The sequence below is a fragment of the Paenibacillus sp. J22R232 genome, from assembly GCF_056269165.1.
In genome coordinates this window covers 190,078-213,377 of the sequence record NZ_JBWDNK010000001.1, presented here as the reverse complement: position 1 = coordinate 213,377, position 23,300 = coordinate 190,078, and the positions used below count along the sequence as shown (strand labels likewise).

The window sequence follows — 23,300 nt, the reverse complement described above, 5'->3', positions numbered from 1 at the left end:
TTGCTTATCGATAAGCGGGGGTTATGATGCCGATATCTGTCCCTTTGACAAATGAATGATTTTCATAATACTGCTGCTCATTCCCCTTTATCCGGAAATTCAATTGCTTATTGCCATAGCTGATTACGCCTGAAACATCCCTAGCGCTCATCCCAACGATGCCCTTCAAGCTGCCGTCACGTGCTGTAAGGATTCGGATGCCGCTAGGAAAGGACATGCTGAGTTCCCCATTCTTATAAATCTCGCAACGGAGTCTCGTATTGATCAGTTCAAAGGCAACGCCGTCGACGATTCGGCTATAGCCGGTCTCGCCTGCCATCTCTTCCCCATGGTCCATGTCATAAGGAAGCAATCCCGTAAACCAAAGCTCGCCGGCCGGCGTAGGCAGAATGCCGCATAATCGCTCCACGTAATCAAGCAAACAAAGAATCGAAGGCGAATAAGTCTCTGTAAAGCCCTCATCCCCTGTCCATGGGCTAATAGCCTGGGAGAATCGCGTAGCCTTGGCAAAGGACGCAAGAATCGGATAGATGATCCACGTAAGCTCCACATGGCGTCCATGATGCTCAAAGGCATGTGGCGTTCTGATTAAGCTAAGGAAATTCGACGGACCGCCCCAGCTGTTGTAGCTTGAAAAGGGATCGAATCTCGGATCATCCATAGCCAGGGACGTAAACGGAAATTTGGCAAAAAATTTGCTCGTATTCAACAAATAACGTTTCAGCATAACGTCAAAGAATTCCCGCTCTCCGACCTCGCAAGCCATCACGCGCAATAACACATCCGATTGTACGCGAACCCATTCGCCATTTCGGTCGAGGTCATAGAAAAAGTGATCCTCTTGGTCAAAGCAGTTATCGAACAAGCTGGATAGGCTGTCCGCTGCTTTTGCGAGCCACTCGTCCCCGGAAAGCCCGAGCTCCTCTGCTATTCTCGCTAAGTACAAGCGCTGGCAATAAATATTAGCCGTTAAATCCGGCGCAAGAAAAGGCAGGATCGGCGAATCCGGATTGAATTGGGAAGCATCGCCTAAGTGCGGCGTATCGGGAACATGCCAGAACCGCGGCGATAGATCATGTCCGGTGTCAAACGTACTGAAAGCTTCCACGCAGCCGCTGCCTCTCGTGTTGCGGTTGGCGGCAATCCACTCATCGTAGCTGGACATTGCATCGTACATGGTCTGAAGAAATGACTTGTCCGGCTGATTCAGCAGGTAATGATTCCACACGCTGCGCGCAAGCGGCGTCACGAGCTGAATTTGCCGGTATGACGGTCCATGCTCCGTTACTTTATAGGGAATCAACCCATCCTCCCGCTGGTGCTTTGCAAAAGACTCGTAAGTACGCTCCGACACCGACGGGATAAACCGAGACAACAGCTCTGCATTAATCGTTCCTGTGCTTTCAAGCCAGCAGCCCAGGTAAATCCCGCCTTCTTGCAGAATCGGCTCCTCGCCTCCAGTCGGCACGATGCAATCCAGCAGCTTCTTTACGGCAGTATAATAGACCTGCTCCAGCTTGCCGGAACGCGCTGTGAACTTTACTCCCGAGCGGTTCCATTCCTCGATTGCTTTTATGTCATACGATTTCCTGAGCTCCCCGACTCGTTCTTCAACCGAAACCTCGCGAAGCTTGTGCAGCATCCAATCGTTCATTCATTTCGCCTCGCCCTCTATTTCAGTCATGCATACCGCATAGCCTTTATTAAGAAAACAGGCTGCAGCAAGGCAGCCTGTTCTCTTCGCTCTGAACTATATATCGTGCAATGCTTATTGGCTTATTGGTTGTTATTGAATATTTTCAACGTGCCGTTATAGAAATCTTTGACTGCTGCAGCAACTTGCTTGCGTCCGAAGCCGATTTCATACATCGTGGTTTCGGCAAGCTTGGAATATTCGGAGAAGCCTGGCGGATTGTAGCTGACTGCAAACGGCTCCGTCTTCGTTGCGGAAGATACCCGGCTTGTATAATCGTATACGATTTTCTCCACTGCGTTCGCTTCTGCCTCAAGCAGCGTACGGTTGGCTGCAGTTACGGGAACGCCGCGGTCATTGCCCAAGGTTTTGGCAACATCAGGGTCATTAATAAAGAAGCTAAGCAGCGTGGCAACTTCCTTCGGGTGCTTCGACTTCGCATATCCGGATAAGCCCTGGCTGGATTCAAATACAACGCCCGTCCCCTTCTCGCCTCTCGGCAGCTGGACCATAATCAATTCATCCTGCGTCAGCCCTTGCAGCGCAGCCAGCTGGTTCGACGGAATCAAACTCATCGCGACTTTGCCCGTAACCACCAAGGATTTGCTTGTATCGCCAGGCGGATTCGATACTTGAAGCTCAGATGGTACGACACCGCCCGCTTTGGAGGTATCCTCCCAATATTGGAACCATTTCAGCGCGTCAGCTTCTTCAAAGCCGAGCGTCCCTTTTTCCATATCATAGAGCTGCTTGCCTTGCTGCTTTAGGCCGATGTCCATGCCGTCGATCGACATATTGTAGGTTCCATAAATGCCACTGCCAAGCTTGCTTGAAATTTCTTTGCTGATTGCAGCAAATTCCTGCCAATCCCAACCATCCTCAGGGACGGGCATTCCCGCTTTCTCAAACATCGTTTTGTTGATTACGACGCCGCGAGCGTTGGCGCCTGCCGAGATGTGAAGCAGCTTGCCCTTGATGGTTCCGTACTCAACCATCGATTTATCCATATCGCCTAAGTTGAGCTCGTTGCCGACATATGGAGCCAGATCAAGCAGCACTTCCTTGTTGGCGTAATCCACGACATTCCCTCCTAAGAAGAAAACGTCTGGAGCCGTCCCTGAAGCCAGCTGCGTGTTAAGTTTGTCGAAATAACCCGTTGATGGCGCAAACTCCCCGACTACCTTTATGTTCGGATACTTGCTCTCGAATAATTTTAACGCTTCATTCGTAATATCCGCTCTTTTTTGATCTCCCCACCACATCATGCGAAGCTCTACTTGCTCGCCTCCGGCCGCATTATTCCCGTCATTGGATGGTTGGCCATCAGAAGCCCCTCCGCTGCCCGTACCTCCCGAGCAGGCTGCCGTAAAGACCATCAGCAACCCCAAAGCCAGTGCCGTCATTCTTTTTTTCATTCATGCTTCCCCCTAATGAAATAGTATGAATCCGTTCTCAAAACCCATGCTACTCTTGATTGTGCCCAATCGGAATTTGATTCCTTCGGTTGTTGACTATCATTTTTTTTGGAATCGCTTTACCTCTGTTGCGAACTACTTCAATCCGGTCGTTGCAATTCCATCCAAGAAATAACGCTGGAAAACAAGAAAAATAAGCGTGATCGGAACGAGTGAGAGAGCAGACATAGCGAGCAGCGCTCCCCAATCGGATTGTCCTGTCGGATCGAACAATGAACGGATGCCTAGCTGTACTGTGAACAGCTTGATATCGCTCAAGTAGATCATTTGGCTAAAGAAATCGTCCCACGACCAGATGAACGTGAAGATCGCTGCAGAAATTAACGCGGGAACCAGAAGCGGCATAATAATGCGGAAATAAATTTGCCGCTGGCTGCACCCGTCGATCGTTGCGCTTTCATCAAGCTCTCTCGGTATGCCTCGGATAAATTGAACCATCATCAGGATAAAAAAGGAATCATGAGCCAGCCATTTCGGCAAAATGAGCGGAAAATACGTGTTAATCCATTGCAGCTCATTGTAAATGACATACTGCGGGACCAGCGTCACATGGTAAGGCAGCATGATCGTAACGAGCATAAGCGCGAACCATAGCTTCTGAAACTTAAAATTCAGACGGGCAAAGGCAAAGGCAGCGAACGAGCACGTAATGATATTTCCGAGCACGCTCAATATAGAAATCAACCACGAGTTTGCAAAAAAGCGACCAAACGCAATTCCCTGAAACCCCTGCCAGCCTTTGATGTAATTGTCGAGCGTGAACGACGAGGACCATAGCCCTGGCTCGGTAAAAATAAGCTCGTTCGGCTTGAATGAGCTGCTGATCAACCAAAGTACGGGATACAGCATCGCAATGCCGAAGAGAATAATCAACGCATGCTTCGTAAATCCCCTTATTCCTGATGCTTGAACCATAACGTTTATCTCCCCTCTTTGCTGTCGCCATAAAATACCCAATACTTGGATGTCAAAAAGATAATACCGGTAAAAATTCCGATAATGAGCAGCATAATCCATGCCAGCGCGGAAGCATATCCCATATCGAAGAAGGAGAAGCCCTTCATGTACAGATACAAGGTGTAGAACATGGTTGCGTCAAGCGGTCCTCCTCTGCCGTCCCCGATCACGAATGCCGGCGTGAACGCTTGGAATGAATTGATGATGCTCATGACCAGATTAAAAAAGATAACGGGCGACAGCATAGGAAGCGTTATGCGGAAAAACTGCCTTGCCTTCCCCGCTCCGTCCACCTGCGCCGCTTCGTAAAGATCGGCAGGTACCTGCTTAAGGCCTGCGAGGAAGATGACCATCGCTGAACCGAATTGCCATACCGAGAGCGTAATAATCGTGTGCACGATATAGTCGGGATGGGAGATCCATGACGGCCCTTGAATGCCGAACCAGCCCAGAAACTGATTGACCAGTCCGTTTCCGTCAAAAATCTGCCGCCATACGATTGCGATCGCCACGCTGCCGCCGAGAAGCGATGGAATATAATATACCGTCCTGTAGATGCCGAGTCCGCGTATTCCTTTGTTCAGTACCACCGCTACAAGCAGCGCAAACGCCAACCGAAGCGGTACTGAAATAAACACGTATTTAATCGTCAGCCACAAGGAATTTCTAAAGGTATCGTCCTCCTTGAATATTTCCAAATAGTTTGCAAATCCAATCCATTCTGGCGGGGTAAGCAAATTGTACTTCGTTAGCGATAAATACAGCGAACCGAGCATGGGTCCGAGCGTAAGACAGAAAAACCCGATTAACCATGGGAGCAAAAATGTATAGGCCGTCAAATTATGTTGGCTGCCTAATGCCTTGCGGCTTGATTTCATCGCGAATACCCCTCTCTTAATGATGTAGTTCCATCATAAGGGAGGGGCAGATTTCGATGAATGCTAATTTTTCGGGTGTTCACTATCGTTTTTTTCAGATGGGCGCAATCGGAACTCGGAAGGCGTCACGCCGTACATGCGCTTGAATTTCGAGCTGAAATAGCTCGCGTTCGAGAATCCCGTCAGCTCTGCAATGTCCCATAAGGTTAGCGTCGTGTTCTGAAGGAGGTGAATCGCTTCCGACATGCGTGTCTCATTCAAATAATGAATGAAGGTTTTGCCTATTTTGGCTTTGAAAATTTCCGAGAAATACGTTGCATTGTAATTGAATTTCTCCGCAATCATCGACAGGTTCAGATCAAACATATAATTCTCGTCGATAAACTGCTGAGCGGCCTTGATAAATAAGAATGGATCCGTCTCGTTCGACTCAATCTGGCGTTTGCGCTCTATTCGGTCCGCGATGCCCATCAGGAAACGCTCCGCCTTCTCGACACTGTCGAGGCTTAAGGTTATATCCGGTCTCAGCCATAGCTGTTCTCCGCCTTCCAGCACGGTATGCGATGCTTTGGCGATCGGCTCAAGCATCAGATACAGCTGGAATATGGCTTTAACGAAGCGCGGCTGCGAGCCATGAGCGGCAACCAGCTCTTGCCTGACGGCGGCTTGAAACGCTGCGAGCTCGCCGCGCACCAAATACCGCTCGATAACCTTTAAGGCATGGTCGGTTTGCTCACCTTGCGCGGCGTTGCTTCGCTCTTCTTCCCTGCTCCCGCCATACGGCACGCTCCAAGCAAGCAGCGAGCTCATATAACCTTCTTTCCATTGCTTGAAGCCAGTAACGGCTTGTCCGACACCGATTCTCAAGTCGAACCGCATCAGGCTTCTCACATGGTCCTGCAGCGTTTCCGTAAATGTCCGGATCAGCTCGGCATCCTCCTGGAGGACGGCATGCATCAGACCCGGGTAGCTCATATCACGGAATACCTGCATCGATATATGCTGCATGGCCGCACATTCCCTGACCACCATTTCGAAAGGAAGCCGGAATGCATCCTCCGTCCGGTTATCCTCCCCTGCCGGCTCGGTCTGGTCCTTCAAGCCCAGCGTCAAGAACCGTACCTGTCCAACGTTCCACGCTTCCAGCTCGAACAACCTTGCACGCTCCAAAACCAATGGTGCTTGCACAAGCTCCTCTTTTACGAGATGAACGATGAAGTGCTCCTTCATCTCCTTGTAATATTGGGATAAACGCCACTGGATCAGTTCAGCCTGGTCCTGGTTATTCCGATCCCTGTCCAGCTCGTTTCGAACGCCTTCCAAGGATTTCGTCAGCTCGTCCCTCGTGACCGGCTTAAGCAAATAATCACGGGCGTGATTGCGAATGGCTGCTTTGGCATACTGAAAATCCTCGTATCCCGTTATGACGATTAAGCGCAATGAAGGAATAAGCTCATGGCAAGCATCCATAAAAGTCATGCCGTCCATAATAGGCATATTCATATCGGTAATCACGACATCTATCGGCTCATTCGCCAATTTCTCCAGTGCTTCCCTTCCGTTCGACGCTTCCCCTGCAACATAGAAACCTAGACTCTCGAAACTCACCTTTAACTGCAGCCCTTGACGGATTTCAGGCTCATCATCTACGATCAACACTCGGTACATGCCCATTCACCTCCTGTGCGGGCAAAATCAATTCAATTGACGTTCCTTCTCCAAGCACGGAGTGGATTCGAACCTCAAACAGCGATTCATAATAAAGGCGGCAGCGCGAGAGCACGTTGCCAAGCCCGATTTGACTGCTTCTGCTTGTCAATATTTGGTCAAGCTGTGCCGTAGTTGAGCTCTCGAGCGCCTGCCGCTTCTTTTCAGGCGTAAATCCCGGGCCATTGTCCGAGACGACAAGATGGACCTTGCCTTCGGTATGCCTTACCAATATATGGACCTTTGCTTCCTGCCGGTATGCGGCGCTATATTTGACCGCATTTTCAATCAAAGGCTGAAAAATAAACTTGACTACCGAAAGCCTCTCCAGATTGCCTTCCTTCTCCATGTTGATGCTCAAGCGGTCTCCAAAGCGAATCTTCAGAATGGAAACGTAATAATCAACGTAAAGGAGCTCCTCCTCCAGTCGAATAAGATCGTCATCCATCTTAAGCGAGAATCTCATCATTTTACCGAGAGACTCGATAACCTGCACCGTATCCTCCGTACGTTTCTGCATCGCAAGACTGCTCATCAGCTCCAGCGTATTAAACAGAAAATGCGGGTTTATCTGCATGAGCAGCGCCTTGTATTCGGCTTGCTGCCTAAGCAGCTTCAACTCGAACTCGGTTTTGATATGCTCCCGCAGTTGATGCACCATGCTGCGGAACGTCTCCGTCGCAAAGCCAACCTCGTTGCGCACGCTCCGCTGCGGCAGCAGCCTGCTCTCCGCGTTGGCGAAATCTCCCCGCTGAATATGCCTCATCGCAAGCACAAGCCTCGAGAGGGGCTTCGTAATGCCATGCGACAGCCAAGAGGCCAGAACCAATGACAATAAGAGAAGAATGCTCGCCACAATCCATATTGAGCTTCTCAGGCGGAATAGCTGCGCGTACAGGTCATCCTCGGATACGAAGCCGACGAGCATCCAATTCGTTTGCGCCAGCTTCTTGTATACCAATATTTCTTTCTCGCCTTGCGCATTATCCATGTACAGAACGCCTTGCTTCCTCCAGCCCTGCCTAATTTCCTGCACCTGTGCCAGCATGTCCGAGCGCGTTTCGTAATCGGCCTGCGACAACATCGGTTTTCCGTTCTGATCCAGCAAATAAATAGTCCCGCTCTCCCCCAGATGAATGCGCCCGAGCGGCTCTAGAAAATAGTCAGCGCTTACATTGATCTTCATGACGCTTTTCGTCAGCGAAGGCTCATAGGAGCCTATGGGCATAAGCATGCTTACAACCGGGTGCTTATTATTGTTTCTTAATTCCGCTGCGTCCGTATGAGCCGAGATCCAATACTCTTCCTTGTTTTTAAAATTATTGTACCAATCTTCCTGCAAGAATGAAGGATTCGTTACGACGAAGTTGCCGCTGCTGACCCACAGCCCTTCCTGTCTATAGATGGCAACGCTTGAGACGCTGGAGTAGCTGTTCGTCGTCTGCGTCAAAAACTGGCTCATATGGAAATGCGCCAAGTTGCGTTCGCCATCCGTAGCGCTCGGATCCGAGGCAATGGCGTTCCAGTTATTCGTAATATCGCTGTTGAACACAATGGAAGCCAGATCGTATATCTGTGTTTGCACCATATCGATATAGGAACCGTATTCATCCATTTTCTCGAGAGCCGAGGATTCGATATAAGAACGGATAATCGAACGGGACTGATTGAACAACAGAAATGAAAGCGTAACGAAGGATAAAACAAAAAGCAGCACAAAAATGGCGATCAACCGGCTTTTCAGCGAATAAAACATTAGCGCTTCTCCTCTCCTGCATGCCAATCAGCGGTTCCTTCCCGGCATTCAACCCATTACTACTTCTTTCAAGGCCGATTGTTTCTTGCTCCGCATAGCGAATGAAATAAAAAGCTGCTCCGATAGACGGTTAAGCCATCTCCGAGCAGCTCATGAAATCCTTAATGAAAAAGAGACTAGAACCAACTGTCTTCGCCCGCGGCTTGTACGGCGGTTTGATGATGAGGGGAAAGCAGGAGCTGCTCCGTGCCTTCGACCGCATCCGAGAGAAGCTGCTTGTAATTGGGAATGAGGGATTCAATCTTCTCTACGATCCGCAGGTTCGGGTTTGTGCTGGGCGACTTGGGCAAAAATAGCGTACAGCAATCCTCATACGGAAGAATCGAGGTCTCAAACGTTCCGATACGCTCTGCTAGCCGAATAATTTCGTGCTTGTCCATCATAATCAACGGCTTCAGCTGCGGCAAATCCGTCGCGCGGCCAATGACGTTCATGCTTGGCAGCGTCTGGCTGGCAACCTGCCCGAGGCTCTCGCCCGTCACGATGCCGTTTGCGTTGTTGCGCTCCGCAAGCTGCTCTGTGATACGCAGCATGGCCCTGCGCATTAACGTAATGATCAGATTGTCGCTCTTAGCCTGAACAAGCGTCGTTTGTATTTCCGTAAAAGGAACCAAATGCAGCTTAATCGGCTCGCCGCTAAAGTACGACAGCCGTTTCGCAAGCTCAATCACTTTATCCTTTGCCTGCTCGCTCGTGAACGGATAGCTGTGGAAATGCACAGCTTCCACTTCAAGCCCTTTGCGGAGTGCCAGCCAGCCCGCTACGGGACTGTCGATTCCTCCTGAGAGCAAGAGCATCGCTTTGCCATTGGACGAGAAGGGAAAGCCTCCTGCGCCTGCTATAACGTCATAGAACACATAGGTCGCTTCCTCTTGAATATCGACACGGAGCTCAACGTCCGGCTTGTTTACATTTACTTCCAGATCAGGCATCGCACGCAGTACATGACTGCCAACCAAATGGTTCATTTCCTGCGAATTGTGGGGAAACTTCTTCCATGCACGCTTGGCGCTTACCTTGAACGTAATGGGCTTCTCCGGCAAGGATTGCATTAATGTCAGCGCAGCCAGCCTGATTTTCTCCAAATCCAATTCCGTGCTTATAACGGGACTTAATGACACAATGCCGAATAAATCCTTTAACCGGTCGGCAATGGGCTCGTAAGGATGCCCGTTCAGCTTCACAAACAAGCGTCCGAACGATTTGAAGTACGTAATATGCTCATAAGAAGTTAATGCCTGCTTTACCTGCTCAAGCATCTTTTTCTCGAATTTATTGCGGTTTCTTCCTTTTACCATCAGGTCTCCATAACGGAGTACAATTTGATCATAAAGCAAAATTAGGTCAATCTCCTCTCAAGCGGCTTCAACTGCCTCACGATATCCGCAAGCGCTGCCGCCAACGCGTTAATATCCTGCTCCGTATGCTCGTCGCCCAGGCTGATCCGAACGCCGCCCGCAGCATGCTCGCGGCTTGCGCCTAACGCTAGCAGCACGCGGCTTGGCTTATCGTCCTTCGATGAGCACGCGGATTTCGTCGATGCCATTATACCATGCTGCTCCAGCATATGAATAACCACTTCCGGCTTCATCCCCGGATAGGAGAAATGGATAATATGCGGGGCGGATGGCTCTCCGCCGTTAAGCTTAAGCTCCGGCATGCCGTTAATGCGTTGAATCAATTGCCGCTTCAGCCCTGACATATGCCTCTCACGCTGCTCCATTCTCTCCATCGACATGCGCAGCGCCTTCGCGGAAGCTACGATGGCAGGCACGTTTTGGGTACCCGCGCGATATCCGTTCTCCTGGGTGCCCCCGTTCAGCAATGGATGAAGAATCACGCCTTCACGTACATATAAGAAACCTACGCCTCTTGGCCCGCCAAGCTTATGGGCAGAACCCGTCAGCAAATCAATGCCCGATTCCAACAGCTTGATCGGCTGCTTGCTCAAGCTTTGAACCGCATCGACATGAAACATGATCTTGGGAAACCGTTTCAGCAGCCGGCCAATCCGTTCTACAGGCTGAATCGTTCCGATCTCATTATTAACATGCATAACGCTCACTAATATCGTCTCATCGGTTAGAGCCGCTTCCAGCTGCTCCACGCTCACATGGCCGGTTACGCCAACAGGCAAATAAGTGACGCGGTATCCCTCGTCTTCCAGCTGTTTGAACGCTTCATAGACCGAGGCGTGCTCGATTTGAGTCGTGATCAGATGCTTGCCCCTGCTGACGTATTGCCGGGCAATACCCTTGATTGCCAGGTTGTTGGATTCCGTGCCGCCCGACGTAAATATCCAACTGCCGCTGTCCGTCTGCAGCCGTTCTGCCAGAACCGAACGCGAGCGTTCAATTAATTGGTCTGCCTGAATACCCGCCCGGTGCAGGGAGGATGGATTCGCATAAACCGATTTCATTACCTCCAGCATCGTCTGGACGACCTCCTCATACGGCGGAGTCGAAGCGCAATGGTCGAAATATAACATAGTCGTATAAACTCCTCTCCAAAAAGAAAAAGACCAACGATTGCTTCAGCCATTAAGGCTGCAAGCGGAATCGTGATCTTATCGCTTCCGATTTACTTTGCTTGAAGCACCTTTGCAACATAGCGCTGCGTTTCTTCAGGAAGCGCCTCAAGCTTCTCGATCAACTGCTCGTTCGTCCTGATTCCGGTACGATCAACCCTGCCTGGACCTGCATTATACGCGGCCAGAGCAACCTGCTCATTGCCGTTATACTTCTGGAGCAGCATCGACAGATATTTGGTTCCACCATTTATATTCTGTGCGGGATCGAAAGAATCCGTCACGCCAAGGCCTCGTGCCGTGCCGTCCATAAGCTGCATAAGACCTTTGGCGCCCGAGCCCGACTGCGCATCAGGGCGGAAACCGGATTCCGTCTTAATGACCGCTTGAATCAATGCCGGATCCACGCCATATCTCGCAGATGCTTGCTGGATAAGCTCGTCATATGCCGAAGGTTCGGCTTTGGATTCGCTTCCTTCAAAAAAAGAGATATTCGGAAAGCCATTGAGCGCTTCCAGCTGTGCAAGTGCGTCCGCAGGAAGCACGGGGACCGACGATCCGTCTTCGGAAGCTGTGTCTGACATATATTGTGAGAGCAGAGTGTCGAACAAGGAAGCTGAGCCATCGCCTGTCGTTGCCTGCAATGGGTTCGATGCTGCTTTTAAATCCAAGCTTGGAGCCAGCTGAAGCTGCAATAATGTTTTGATAATGCGAGGGTCAATGCTCATGATAACCTCCTGGCTGATTGTAATAGGCAAAATAATGTCTGCTTAAACGTATATCGGTTTTTATTGTACATGTTTTTAGAGCAAACAGCCAGCATCCATCAATTACTTGGATTGGATGAGAGAAAAAACTTCACTCATTTCCCGGCATTCCCCGTAAGCAATAGCAGATTCGCTATGATCCGGCTGACGTCTTCTGCCATTAAGCCAGATCGGCTTCCAACCGGCGAGATAAGATGGAACCACATCGTTATGCCATGCGTCTCCTACATACGCGATCTGCTCAGGCAGGAACGCCGTCTTCGCATGTACATGGCGGAATACCTCCGGGTCAGGCTTGGCGAATCCGATTCCATCCGATATGTATATATCATGAGGGTCAATCCATTCGCGTAAACCAAGCGTATCGATCTTGCTCCATTGATGCTGAACTGGGCCATTCGTAATCAAGCCAAACCGGATATTTCTTCCATTAAGCTGTTCAAATAGCCGAAGCACGCCTTGGCGAAGAGCGATTGCCGTCTGTTCATACTCGTAACTCTCCTGCAGATGCTGTGCCGTTTCAAGGGGTACGTGCAGGCCCATACCCGCAAATGCCGCTGTTGTACGCTCGATTCGAAGCTCCGTAAGAGAAAGTTGACCCCGTGCATGGTTGACCCATAACCGGTCGCTATGTCTTCTCATTAGCTTGAACAGCTGCTCCAGCTGAGCTGCATCCCCTGCAACTTCTCCGAAGCCGGCTACCTGTAACGCCAAGCGAAAAGGCGCCAACTGATCATACAGCGTATCGTCCAGATCGAAGTAAACCGCTTTGATCACCAAGGCTACCACCCCTCTTTCCACGTACTCATCATTTGAAAATGAGCTTAACATGCGTTTGCCGCTAGCGCTACGCGAACAAAGCCATTCGGCTACGTACATAAACAAAACCGGCATGCGCGGCTGTTCCCAGTCCGCATGCCGGTTTTTCTAAGCAGTTTGCATAACCCGTCATTGGGTACGCAATCCTGCTGCTTATTTGAATACTTTTACGCGCTCTTCGATCGGCTGGAACGTTTTCTCGCCCGGCTCTGCCGTCGGCTTGCCGAAAGGCATTTGAGCAACTAGCTGCCATGAATCAGGTAGCGACCATGTTTTCTTAACCTCTTCATCAATAAGCGGGTTGTAGTGCTGCAGCGAAGCACCGAAGCCTTCTTTTTCAAGCGCCGTCCATACAACCAATTGATGCATGCCTGACGCGTGTCCGGACCAGACCGGGAAGTTATGGGCATACGCAGGGAAGCTGGCCATCAAGCCGTCAACCACATTTTTGTCTTCAAAGAACAAGACCGTACCGTAGCCGCTTTTGAAAGAGCCCATTTTTTGCTCGGTAGCTTCGAATTGATCTGCCGCTACGATAGCGCGAAGTGTGTCCGTAGTCAGATCCCATAGCTTGTCATGATTGTCGCCAAGCAATACAACTACCCGCGCGCTTTGTGAATTGAAGGATGAAGGTGTATGCAAAACCGCATGCTCCACGATTTCTACTATTTTCTCGTCGGAGATAGCGGACTCCTTGCTGATTCCGTAATAAGAGCGTCTTGCTTGTACTGCTTCCAAAAATGCTTGTGATGACATTGTTTCTCCTGCCTCTCAATTGTGTAATAAAAAATGCTCGTGCAAACCAATCAATAACTTTACGTAAGTTACTATAAAATATAATAAACCTCTTGTCAAGGCGAACACAATCATTATTCCCGCCCGGTTTAATATTATGAATCGCTCGTTGCTTGATTGTCTGCAAGCGGTTTTTCGCCTGACTGAACCCGCCATTTCCCGTTAATCCACGTAATTAAGAACGATATGGCGCCTAAGGTCAAGAGCACAGCAACCTTATAAAGCGCTTCTTGTCCACTCAAATCCATGAAAATAGCTTTTATCGCGACGAGCACCAGGATGATCGAACCAAACCATTTGAACAGCACTTCTCTGTAATAGGCTCCCCACAATATGAGCAGCAGCGAGTAGCAGCCCCAAGATACGGATAATGCTAAGGCCAAATAGACAGCATGGGACTCCGGCATATATTCGGTAAAAATATTTTCGATCTGCCTCGTCAGCAAGCCGCCAACGATTAAGTGTGCCAGAAGCGCATACACCCGTCCCAAAACGCGGTTTGCCTGCTCCGGTATATTCGGAATAACAAGTGTTCTGGAGAAATAGAATCCGACCGCTGCAAGCAGTATCCATGCGATTGCTCCCCAGTTCAAAAAAGGCACATACATACCGAACCACTCGCCGCGCGGCGTGTCCCATGTGACTATATACCAGTAGCAGCCAACGATAAACCACGTCATAACCGAAGCTAGGCTTAGCAACAGCCATCGTTTGATTCGGCCTAACACCGCAGCCGCTGCGGCGATAAACCCCCAAAGCAATACATTGACCAAAGGCTTGGAATCATAACCGCCTCCTATGCTGCTCATCGAGATAAGGACCAACAGCAAACCGACCAGAAAAAAGCTGGCTGCGGCAGGCGTTATCTTCTCCGTGGCGACATAAATGACATAACTTCCCAGAAGATATACGAAGCCTATAAACGTAAGAATGTATCCGTATGACACCTCATGATTCAGAATAAGCAGTGCCCAGAAGGTAAACAAAATGCCGTTTGCGGCGTTGAGATAGAGATCGATGCCGTCGAAGCTTAGTTTGTTCAACCAGGAAGACACCATCAGGCCAACTGTATAAAAGAGAAAAGCTGCCAGCGCATAACGGATCGGCATGCTCCAAACCCCTTCAGTAGAAGGCGTGTAATGTATAAAATATACGATATACATCAGCCACGTACCAATAAAGCTGACAATCCTAAGCTCATGCCATCCCCGCACGATGCTTAAGAAAAAGAAAGCCACGTTAATCACAAGCATATACAAGAACAACGCAAACACCTGATCCGTCTCAGGCCGCATCAGGAGCGGCGAAAGCAAGGCACCTGCCATCGCGATATTAATGAGCAATCTCGAGCTATACTTATACGCATAGGCGGAAATGAGTGCCGTCACGGCACTCATGCCCAACATAACCGTCATAGGATCCCAGAGCCGATAAAAGATGCCGGCAAAAGCGAAAGTCGCATAAAGGATGCAGGCGCCGAGTCCAATCATGATTTCACCCATCAAGCTGCTAGGCTTGCGCACCGCCAACTTCAAACCGATGACGCCTATGCCTGCTCCGCTTAACAAGCCGAAACCGATCTTCATCGCTTCTGTGATCCACCCCTGATCGAGCGAATATTTGAACAACGTAATAAATGCGGTCATGACGAACAGCGCTCCCAGCAGCGATGTCCAATGCTTACTCATCGTCTCTTTCATGTCTTAGCTCTCCATTCATCTTTTTATTTCTATCCGGTCTGCTCTTGCCCGCCAAAAGCTCCAATCCCTTTACCAAGCCATATAAGCTAATAAATAAGCAAAACGCGATGATCTCAAGCTGCAGCAAATACCACGGCCATGGGGCTAGCCAATCAAGGATCGAAGCCGTTTCCGGTTTGCGGGCCAGGAACATGAAGTTCGTCGTACCTGTCCACTCATTCGTAACAGCTGCCGGAACAGCCAAAACATGCAGCCACAGCATCGCACTTAGCACGGAGCGAAAAGTCGGTCGGTACCGTTCAACGGCCACGAGGAACAAAGCAGCGCCAACGATGCCGATATGCGCGATAAAAAACTGGAAATAGCGGAAATGCGGGAAGGTCTCATCCAAATTCGGTGTTAACAGCGCTTGCAGTGCGCCCATGCTGCCGAGAAAGAAAAGCGCATCATACAGCGCCTTGCGTTTCGTTAGCAGCACGGCAGTGCCTACGAACAGCATGAGGCTGCATAATTGGAAGGGAAGCGAATAAACTCCCCAACGATTCTCGATCACGTAAGAAAGCTGCAGCGAAAACTCACTGATTAGGAGCAAGGCAGCAAGCGTCCACCTTATCGCACGATTCCGACTTGGCTCCCGCAGTCCGTTTCGAAAAATAACAACCGACAGCATGATGGCTCCAAACAAAACCAGCCCCGCGGTATGCGCAGCAGAGAACATCTCAAATCGCATTCGCCACTCCCCCATACTTTTCCAAAAGATACGTTTATGTTTCCATTTTGTAGAAAAAGGCATAAAAAAAATAGTACCAACTTTATCTGGTACTATCCTTGTCATTCTTCTTATGGAATAAGCCCATTTCCTTGGCTTTATTCGCTGCTTCGCGGGAACCGCTCAGATTCAGCTTTTTTAAAATATGATTGACATGATTTTTGACGGTTCGTATCGACACGACGAGCTTGTCGGCTATCTGCGGCTGCGTATACCCTTGATCAATGAGATCGAGCAGCTGCAACTCGGAAGGCGTGATCAGATCTCCCAGCTTCTTAACCTCGAACTCTCGCTCCAGCTGCTTCAAGCGCCGGAACTCCTCCCGCATGTTCTCTGCTACCGCCGCATTGATTGGTGATTGGCTTCTGTATGCGGAACGAATCGCTTCAGGCAACTTCTCGAAATCCGATTTGATTTGATAATCGATGGCTCCCGCTTGGAACGATCGGAAGATGAGCTCTTTCTCCTCCATCGAGGTGAGCATGATAACCTTAACACCGGTGGCAAGCGCGGCTTCTTCCGCAAGGAGCACACCTTCGGGACGGCCCTCCAGCATAATATCCATTAGCATGACATCCGCTGGCGTTGACTGCTGCAGCCCGTCCTGCAAGGCAAGCCTGACGTCTTCCGGCTTGCTGGACGTCCAGACGACCTCCATGTCAAGCTCGTTATTTATGTAAGCCACTAAGCCTCGAAGCCAGTCGAGATCATCCTCTACAATCCATACTCGAATATTAGTCATTTGTTGTACTCCCTTCCGCATAAACGGCATCCGTACGTTCCGCCTGAACGGCTCGTTTCGCAAATATTAGGAAAACGGACGTCCCAACACCAGGCTTGCTTCTAAGATTCAGCATGCCTTTGTGCTTGCGCATGACGTGGTAAGCATATGGCAAGCCTAATCCAAAATTGATGTCGCTACCGCTTTTTGTCGTATAAAAGGGTTCCAAAACCTTTGCTGCTTCGCTCTTGCTAAGGCCCGGCCCCGTATCTTTAATCTCGACGATGAGCTCGCGTTTCGTCTCGCTTAATTGAACAAGAAGCTCTCCTTCGCCGTTCATCGCTTCCAAGGCATTCGCTGCAATATTGCCAAGCGCCTCGCTGAACTGGGCAGGATCGATTCGGCAAACCCAGCCTTTAATCAACGAAGTATGCAGCGTTACAGACCCAAGAACGGGGCTGTAGCCCTTCAAGGTCCGCTCAATAAGCTCTGCCAAGTCTACAGCCTCCACGCGGAGCATCAGATCCTCCGTGCGCCGATGAACGCGATGCAGCATCTCCTGCATATGGCGCGATGCGCCAAGCACCGTCTCGATGTCAGCGAGCAGCTCGCGCTGATCCGTGGCAATCGCATATGCCTTCATTTTCTCGGAGAACAGCCTCATTTTGCCTGCATCGTTTTTGATGGCATGATTCAGAATAGCGGTGCCTGAAGTAACCGCTCTCAACGTAGAGTCATACCGCCTGCGGTCAATGTTGACGCGAACGCCCATGAATCCGTATGTAAACAAAGCAATGACAAATACGGTCACGCCTAATCCGACGATCCACGTGTTATAGACCCACATCCTCAGCATGCCGAAGCTTGGAAGCACATAATTCATTACCATGCTAAACATAACAGGGGGCAGAACAACGGAACAGATAATCCAATGCGTCCGTGAAAAAGAGGCTTGAAGCTGGCGCCTCAGCAGCACTTGAACGGCTCCGTACACGATATAAGGTACTGCCCACCACACTACGATTCGAAAGGAAATAGGATACATCGTCGTGTAAAACGGTGTAAAGATCACGCAAAACGCAATCGGTATAAGCAGCAACAATGGCATGAGCACTTGAAGGCGTTTGGCCATGCGAACCGGCCGATACGCATTGGCGAACAGAACGAATGAATAAGGCAGCCCGTAATAGGACACGAGCGAGGAGACTGCCTGCAGTCGGTAAAGGAGCTGCTGCGCTACCTCATTCATTCCTGCTTCTGCCGCAGCAGGCAGCCATTGCAAATCCAGAACGGCGGCAAGCGCGCCCGCGCCTCCCGTAAACGCGACAGCGCCCAACCAATGATTAACGGACGACCGCCGGTCAGAGAGCCATATGATGGCCGCGATTGCCCACAGTGCGATAAGAACGAATAACATAACGCAGCTCCTTCATTATCCTTGCTCGGTTATTTCAATCGTGATCGGAGACCACTCTCCAATGACTGTTTGTCCATGCACAGAGACACTGCCTTCAGGCGTCAAATCCTTCTCTGTCATGATGCCTAGCGCCACGGTGAATTGATTGAACTTTACCGGTACGTTTCTCTCTCTTCTGACTTCTTTTCCGTTAACGAGAAAGACCACTTCATCCGTTGCGCGATTATAAGTGATTTTGTAAACGTTGAACGATTGGGCTTCAAAGTCCGTATCTTCCTTGAACACGCAAAAATACCTTGTTTTATCGGTTTCAGGCACCTTCACCCCCGGAAAAGGAAGAACCGCGTACACGCTTGCGTACTTATCGTTCCCGGCAAAAAAATCGAGCGCCCCGCCTGTCGTGAAGTCAAGCAAGTTCAATGAAACAAAGCCGTCGTATAAATCATTCGACGCCGTATGCTGCGAACGCGCGCGAATTTGAAGCTCGAAGCTGATGATTCCTGATTCGGGCACGAGCACGGGCTCTGCGGAATAATACATATGCTTCGCGTTATCCAAAATTTGAATTTGATCATTCGAGCGGCTAAGCGGCGCGCGCACATAGAGCATGCCGTTGCGTACGATAACGACCGCATTCGGCTCGCGGTATTGCCAGAAGCTTCCGTCCTGAAGCGGGAAACCTCCGATTTTCCAAACCTCCCCTTCATTCAATATCGTATGAAAATCACCTAAAGTCCATTGTTTATCCACTTTATTACCCACCTTTTTAGTTGATTGCTTGCACAAGTCCTTGAATCCATAAAGCAGCTATCAGTACCGTTCCGCAGCGAATCGTCGCTTTCACAGAGGCGCCCATCAACGGCACGTATGCCGCTGAATCGTTGCGCGCCGATAGCCGGCCATAAACGCGGTACAACGGAATGGCTGTCGGCAAAGCGAGCAAAGCATATACCGGCAGCGCGTCCAGTGCCACGCATACAACGAGAGTGAAATAAGCCAGTGCCAGCAAAACGCGCGAGAACAGCAACGCCCTGCGCTCCCCCCATACAACGACTAGCGTCCGTTTGCCGGCTTGCTTGTCCGCTTGCCAATGCAAAAAATGATGGTTGAACAAAATGAGAGTCGTGAGCAGTCCAATCGGCAATGAAAGCAGCAATGCGCGGTAATCGAGCTGCGAGGTTTGCACGAAATAAGCGCCGACGACAGGCAGTACCCCGAATGAGATCAGAATCGCAAGCTCACTGTAGCCTTTGCCTCGATAACCGAACTGGATAGGCGGCGCCACATAGAAATAAGCGATTAAAGCGCCTAGAACGCCAAACACTAGCGCAAGCCAGCCGCTTAACATGCTTAAGATGACACCGCATATCGCCGCAATGCCGAACAAGACCCACGTGACTGCGGCAAATGCGCGAATGCTCCAGGTTCCCTTCGTCAAATAACCCGAATTAGTTGGAATCACGCCATCCGTTGTCTGGGCAGCCGTATCCGTACCGTTATAATAATCCCATAAATCATTGATCATATTAGAGAACAAATGTGCCGCTCCTGCGCCGATAATCGTAATCACGAACAAGAATGGATGGAAAACGCCGTTCCAAACATATGCGCCAAGTGCGCCTAACGCTACCGGAATGAGCATCACAGGTAACACCCTGACCCTAGATGCCTTAAGAAATTGTTTAAACATGGATGTATTCACTGCTCCCTTTGTTGTCGATGGTTCAATTGAACCACTTATATTTGCTGTAAGTCAACAAATGGATTAGGAGCGGCTCCGCTTTGGCGCTTGCTTTTGCATGGCGCCGAATGCGTTCAGCTTCCGGCTATGTATTTGCCCGCTGCCACTCCCTCATTTCGGCGTATGGCATGCTTATCCTTCTTTTACAGCACAAAGAAGCAGGCAGAATCCCCTTGCTCGGGTTCCGCCTGCTTCATAAGACTGACGATTAAATCTCCAATTGGTTGGCAGCGACAAGCTGGTTATACCAATAATAGCTTGCCTTTGGCGTTCTCTCCAGCGTCTCGAAGTTGATATGAACGAGCCCGAAAGGCTTGGAATAGCCAAAGGCCCATTCGAAGTTGTCCATCAATGACCACACCATGTAGCCTTTAACGGGCACGCCAGACTCGATCGCGCGGTGCAAAGCCATAATATGATCGCGAAGGAAGCTGATTCTCGCTTCGTCGTTTATTTGCCCATCCTGCAGCTCTGCCTCGTAACAAGCGCCATTCTCGGTAATATAGATCGGAATTTGACCGTAAGTTTCGGTGATCCAAGTCAGCACATGGTAGAACCCGTCAGCATATATATTCCAATCAAAATCCGTTTTGGCAAAGCTTGAGCTAATTTCTTCGCTGTCATACAAATCATTGCCCTCCGCATGGCGAATCAAGCTGCCCGTATAATAATTGATGCCTAAGAAATCGATTGGCTGCGAAATAATAGCCATGTCCCCCGGCTCAACCTTCACCTTGAAGCCCTTGCTCTCGTACCAATTCGTCAGCAGCACCGGATACTCGCCTTTCAATACAGGCGATAGGAACCATTCATTAAATGAACCGTTGCGGAGCTGGGCAGCCCGTACATCCTCAGGAGAAGAGCTGTAGGCCGTTCTCCATTCCGTATTCGGCGCATAACCGATCTCGCCTTCGATGCCAAGCTCGCGGAATCGCTTAACGGTTAAGCCGTGAGCCACTAGAATGTGGTGAGCGACATCAAGTGCAGCCTGCATATCCTGCTTGCCTGGCGCATGTGCGCCTAGGTAGTTGGATAATATGGAAATACACCAAGGCTCGTTAAGCGTAATCCATCTTTTAACCTTACCGTTAAATTTACGGAATACCGTCTCTGCATATTGGACAAAAGCATCAATTGTCGCACGGTTTTCCCATCCTCCCCCATCCTGAAGCGTCTGAGGCAAATCCCAATGGTATAGCGTTACAAAAGGTTCAATATCATTCGCGATGAGCTTGTCGATTAGCTCCTCGTAGTAATCAAGGCCTAGCGGATTAATTTCCCCTCTGCCTTGCGGGATCACGCGCGGCCAAGCTATCGAGAACCTATATACGGAAACGCCAAGCTCCTTCAGCAGCCGAATGTCATCATCGACGCGGTGATAACTGTCGCATGCCACGTCGCCGTTGTCTCCGTTCAACACCTTGCCCGGTGTTTTGGCGAACGTGTCCCATATGCTGGCACTCCGTCCATCCTCATCAAATGCGCCTTCGATTTGGTACGCGGCAGTAGCCGTTCCCCATTTGAAATCTTTTGGAAATTGTACAGTCGTCATTCTCCGCTACCTCCAGCTGTTTTCTATCTATCATATCGGTACAACGGTTTATTATACTGCTCGTACAATGACTTTCCTAACGCCCCTGTGACTTTTCCATGACAAACCGCTAAGCCAACTATCGGCAAGCTCGCAAAAAAAAGAACGCTTCTGCATATCGCAGAAGCGCCCTTTGATTTGGCTATTATTACTTCTATAGCTTAAAGACAGAAGCCTTCTCTTTCAGCTCATGCGAAGAGCCGGTCAGCTTTTCTGCCAGATTGCGAAGCTCATCGGAAATATCGTTTTGCTTAACGGAAAGCTCGCTCATATGCTCCATTTTCCCGTTAACGTCCGTGGATGTGTTCAGCAGTTTGTCAACAGCGGAAACGATATGCGTCATTCCTGCCGTTATCTCGCTTATTGCCGTTGAAATTTCGCTCATTTGGTCAGACAATACGCTGCTTTGCGATTCCAAAGCTTGGAACGTGCCGCTTGCCGTCTCCGAAGCTTGCCTTGTCGATTGAATCACATTCGCAAAGCTTCCGATGGTTCTGCTGCTTGAGGCTACATCGCTCTGAATGAGCGACAATTCCTTCGTAATCTGCTTAGATATGGAATCCGTCTGGCTCGACAGCTTCCTAATTTCTTCCGCCACAACCGCAAAGCCGCGTCCATGCTCCCCAGCCCTTGCGGATTCAATGGATGCGTTAAGCGACAACAGATTCGTCTGCGTGTTCAAATCCTGAATGCCGTTCAAAAACTTGGAAACATTGTTGTATCGGCCATTCATCGCTTCAAATGCCTCCGTCAGCTTGGCGAATTGCTCAACGGTTTCGTTAACCATGACGACAACGCCTGCCATTTGCTGCGAGCCGCTCTGGGAGGACTGCTTCATTTGGCGCATGTCATTGTTTATGTACTCGCTTGAAGCAGCAATCTGCTCGGAGCTTGCCGATATTTGCTCCGTTACCGCCGAGATCGATGAAGCATCGTCATATTGCGATAGCAGCGCTTCACGGCCAAGGTCAACCTGACCTTTCACATCCTCCGAAGCTTTGCGGTTGCTTCCGATCATCGTATCCATATTGCGTGAAACGTGAAGCACCGACTCGCTGACGTTAAGCGTAGCTTTTATCGTGTCGCGCAAATTATCGCCCATTGCGGCTAGCGCCTGATCAATTTCTCCGAATTCATCGGAGCGGGCCAGCTTCTCCTGACTCGTGAAATCATTGCTGCCATATGCGCGTATGCGTCTTGTAATGCCGGTCAGCCCCGTTTTAATCGATTGCGTGACGCCATAAATCATGATTGCTGGCAATATGGCAAGCAGAATGACGTTGATGAGCACGATGATATTAGCGCTCGAAACATCTCGGTTCAGATCGTTTTGGGTAGTTTCTGCGTCCTGTGTGAGCCGCTCATGCATGGTATCGTTCGAATAGCTCAGAATTACAGTATATACGCTGATTAGATTGCTGATGCGCAAGGACTTCTCTTCAGCTGTTAAACCTGATACATCGGTATTGGTTTGATTGAGATTATCGAGTGCGAGGCGAAGAACGCCAATTTGATTGGCATAAAGCTGGCCGCCTTCCGTAGCTGGAGGGTATTTTTTGTCCATTTCGATAAGCTGCTTCTCAAGCTCGTCGATATTGGCAGGGAGGGTTTCCAAATCTTTCATAATAGATGAAGCATCGCTATTTCCGTTCTCGATTGCATCCACCATTAGGAGCATGGCCTTCAGCAGTTTATTGGAAATACCTTGGTAGTTCCTCTCGGCACGTGACAGGTGATCCGAATCCTCGACTGAGCCTGCAACCGATACGTTCTGAACATAAATAAACGCGCCTGCACCTAGATTGAAGAGGGTGATGATTGCCGTAATTAGAAATAACTTGGTCGTAATTTTCCTCATGTTCATTTTCTTCGACAGCATGCTCGTTTTCCTCAACCAGTCCTTCAACACCATTCCACTTTCTCTCCT

The 23,300-nt window shown here is 49.7% G+C and carries 19 protein-coding genes; all 19 read right to left on the bottom strand.

From position 1 onward, the window contains the following. Nucleotides 1–4 precede the first annotated feature (4 nt). Nucleotides 5–1,654 carry an MGH1-like glycoside hydrolase domain-containing protein gene (locus AC0YN3_RS00930; protein ID WP_475773296.1) on the bottom strand — a complete coding sequence of 550 codons (1,650 nt, stop codon included), beginning with the start codon at nt 1,652–1,654 and terminating at the stop codon, nt 5–7. Between the two features lie 122 nt (nt 1,655–1,776). Then, complete coding sequence (locus AC0YN3_RS00925; protein WP_475773295.1) at nt 1,777–3,108, bottom strand: ABC transporter substrate-binding protein; 1,332 nt, start codon at nt 3,106–3,108, stop codon at nt 1,777–1,779. Nucleotides 3,109–3,243: 135 nt separating this feature from the next. Next, a complete protein-coding gene (locus AC0YN3_RS00920; RefSeq protein WP_475773294.1) occupies nt 3,244–4,083 on the bottom strand; it encodes a carbohydrate ABC transporter permease in 840 nt (279 codons plus the stop codon). 5 nt (nt 4,084–4,088) lie between these two features. Continuing rightward, nucleotides 4,089–5,003 carry a carbohydrate ABC transporter permease gene (locus tag AC0YN3_RS00915; RefSeq protein ID WP_475773293.1) on the bottom strand — a complete coding sequence of 305 codons (915 nt, stop codon included), beginning with the start codon at nt 5,001–5,003 and terminating at the stop codon, nt 4,089–4,091. A 63-nt stretch (nt 5,004–5,066) separates the two neighbouring features. Next, the gene (locus AC0YN3_RS00910) at nt 5,067–6,671 is read right to left on the bottom strand and encodes a response regulator (protein WP_475773292.1); all 1,605 of its coding nucleotides are present in this window, start codon (nt 6,669–6,671) and stop codon (nt 5,067–5,069) included. Further along, on the bottom strand, nt 6,646–8,466 hold the full coding sequence (locus tag AC0YN3_RS00905; protein WP_475773291.1) for a sensor histidine kinase: 1,821 nt from the start codon (nt 8,464–8,466) through the stop codon (nt 6,646–6,648). The genes AC0YN3_RS00910 and AC0YN3_RS00905 overlap by 26 nt, the downstream gene beginning before the upstream one ends. A 176-nt stretch (nt 8,467–8,642) precedes the next feature. Continuing rightward, a complete protein-coding gene (thiI, locus tag AC0YN3_RS00900; protein ID WP_475773290.1) occupies nt 8,643–9,863 on the bottom strand; it encodes a tRNA uracil 4-sulfurtransferase ThiI in 1,221 nt (406 codons plus the stop codon). A gap of 2 nt (nt 9,864–9,865) precedes the next feature. Continuing rightward, nucleotides 9,866–11,014, bottom strand: a complete 1,149-nt coding sequence (locus tag AC0YN3_RS00895; RefSeq protein WP_475773289.1) for a cysteine desulfurase family protein — start codon at nt 11,012–11,014, stop codon at nt 9,866–9,868. Between the two features lie 92 nt (nt 11,015–11,106). Then, the gene (locus AC0YN3_RS00890) at nt 11,107–11,781 is read right to left on the bottom strand and encodes a lytic transglycosylase domain-containing protein (RefSeq protein WP_475773288.1); all 675 of its coding nucleotides are present in this window, start codon (nt 11,779–11,781) and stop codon (nt 11,107–11,109) included. A gap of 102 nt (nt 11,782–11,883) precedes the next feature. Continuing rightward, nucleotides 11,884–12,597, bottom strand: a complete 714-nt coding sequence (locus AC0YN3_RS00885; RefSeq protein WP_475773287.1) for an HAD family hydrolase — start codon at nt 12,595–12,597, stop codon at nt 11,884–11,886. A gap of 195 nt (nt 12,598–12,792) precedes the next feature. Then, nucleotides 12,793–13,395 carry a nitroreductase family protein gene (locus AC0YN3_RS00880; protein ID WP_475773286.1) on the bottom strand — a complete coding sequence of 201 codons (603 nt, stop codon included), beginning with the start codon at nt 13,393–13,395 and terminating at the stop codon, nt 12,793–12,795. 134 nt (nt 13,396–13,529) lie between these two features. Then, entirely contained in the window at nt 13,530–15,134 is a 1,605-nt protein-coding gene (locus tag AC0YN3_RS00875; RefSeq protein ID WP_475773285.1) for a DUF2339 domain-containing protein, read from the bottom strand. After that, a complete protein-coding gene (locus AC0YN3_RS00870; RefSeq protein ID WP_475773284.1) occupies nt 15,115–15,864 on the bottom strand; it encodes a YwaF family protein in 750 nt (249 codons plus the stop codon). The genes AC0YN3_RS00875 and AC0YN3_RS00870 overlap by 20 nt, the downstream gene beginning before the upstream one ends. A gap of 82 nt (nt 15,865–15,946) precedes the next feature. Continuing rightward, entirely contained in the window at nt 15,947–16,645 is a 699-nt protein-coding gene (locus AC0YN3_RS00865) for a response regulator transcription factor (protein ID WP_475773283.1), read from the bottom strand. After that, the gene (locus tag AC0YN3_RS00860) at nt 16,638–18,041 is read right to left on the bottom strand and encodes an ATP-binding protein (RefSeq protein WP_475773282.1); all 1,404 of its coding nucleotides are present in this window, start codon (nt 18,039–18,041) and stop codon (nt 16,638–16,640) included. Before AC0YN3_RS00860 ends, AC0YN3_RS00865 begins: the two co-directional genes overlap by 8 nt. Nucleotides 18,042–18,056: 15 nt before the next feature. Further along, the gene (locus AC0YN3_RS00855) at nt 18,057–18,791 is read right to left on the bottom strand and encodes a DUF6081 family protein (RefSeq protein WP_475773281.1); all 735 of its coding nucleotides are present in this window, start codon (nt 18,789–18,791) and stop codon (nt 18,057–18,059) included. Between the two features lie 16 nt (nt 18,792–18,807). Continuing rightward, nucleotides 18,808–19,683: a UbiA family prenyltransferase gene (locus AC0YN3_RS00850; protein WP_475773280.1), complete on the bottom strand. Its 876-nt coding sequence runs from the start codon at nt 19,681–19,683 to the stop codon at nt 18,808–18,810. 307 nt (nt 19,684–19,990) lie between these two features. After that, the gene (locus tag AC0YN3_RS00845; protein WP_475773279.1) at nt 19,991–21,334 is read right to left on the bottom strand and encodes a GH1 family beta-glucosidase; all 1,344 of its coding nucleotides are present in this window, start codon (nt 21,332–21,334) and stop codon (nt 19,991–19,993) included. 193 nt (nt 21,335–21,527) lie between these two features. Continuing rightward, on the bottom strand, nt 21,528–23,285 hold the full coding sequence (locus tag AC0YN3_RS00840; protein ID WP_475773278.1) for a methyl-accepting chemotaxis protein: 1,758 nt from the start codon (nt 23,283–23,285) through the stop codon (nt 21,528–21,530). Nucleotides 23,286–23,300: the final 15 nt, after the last annotated feature.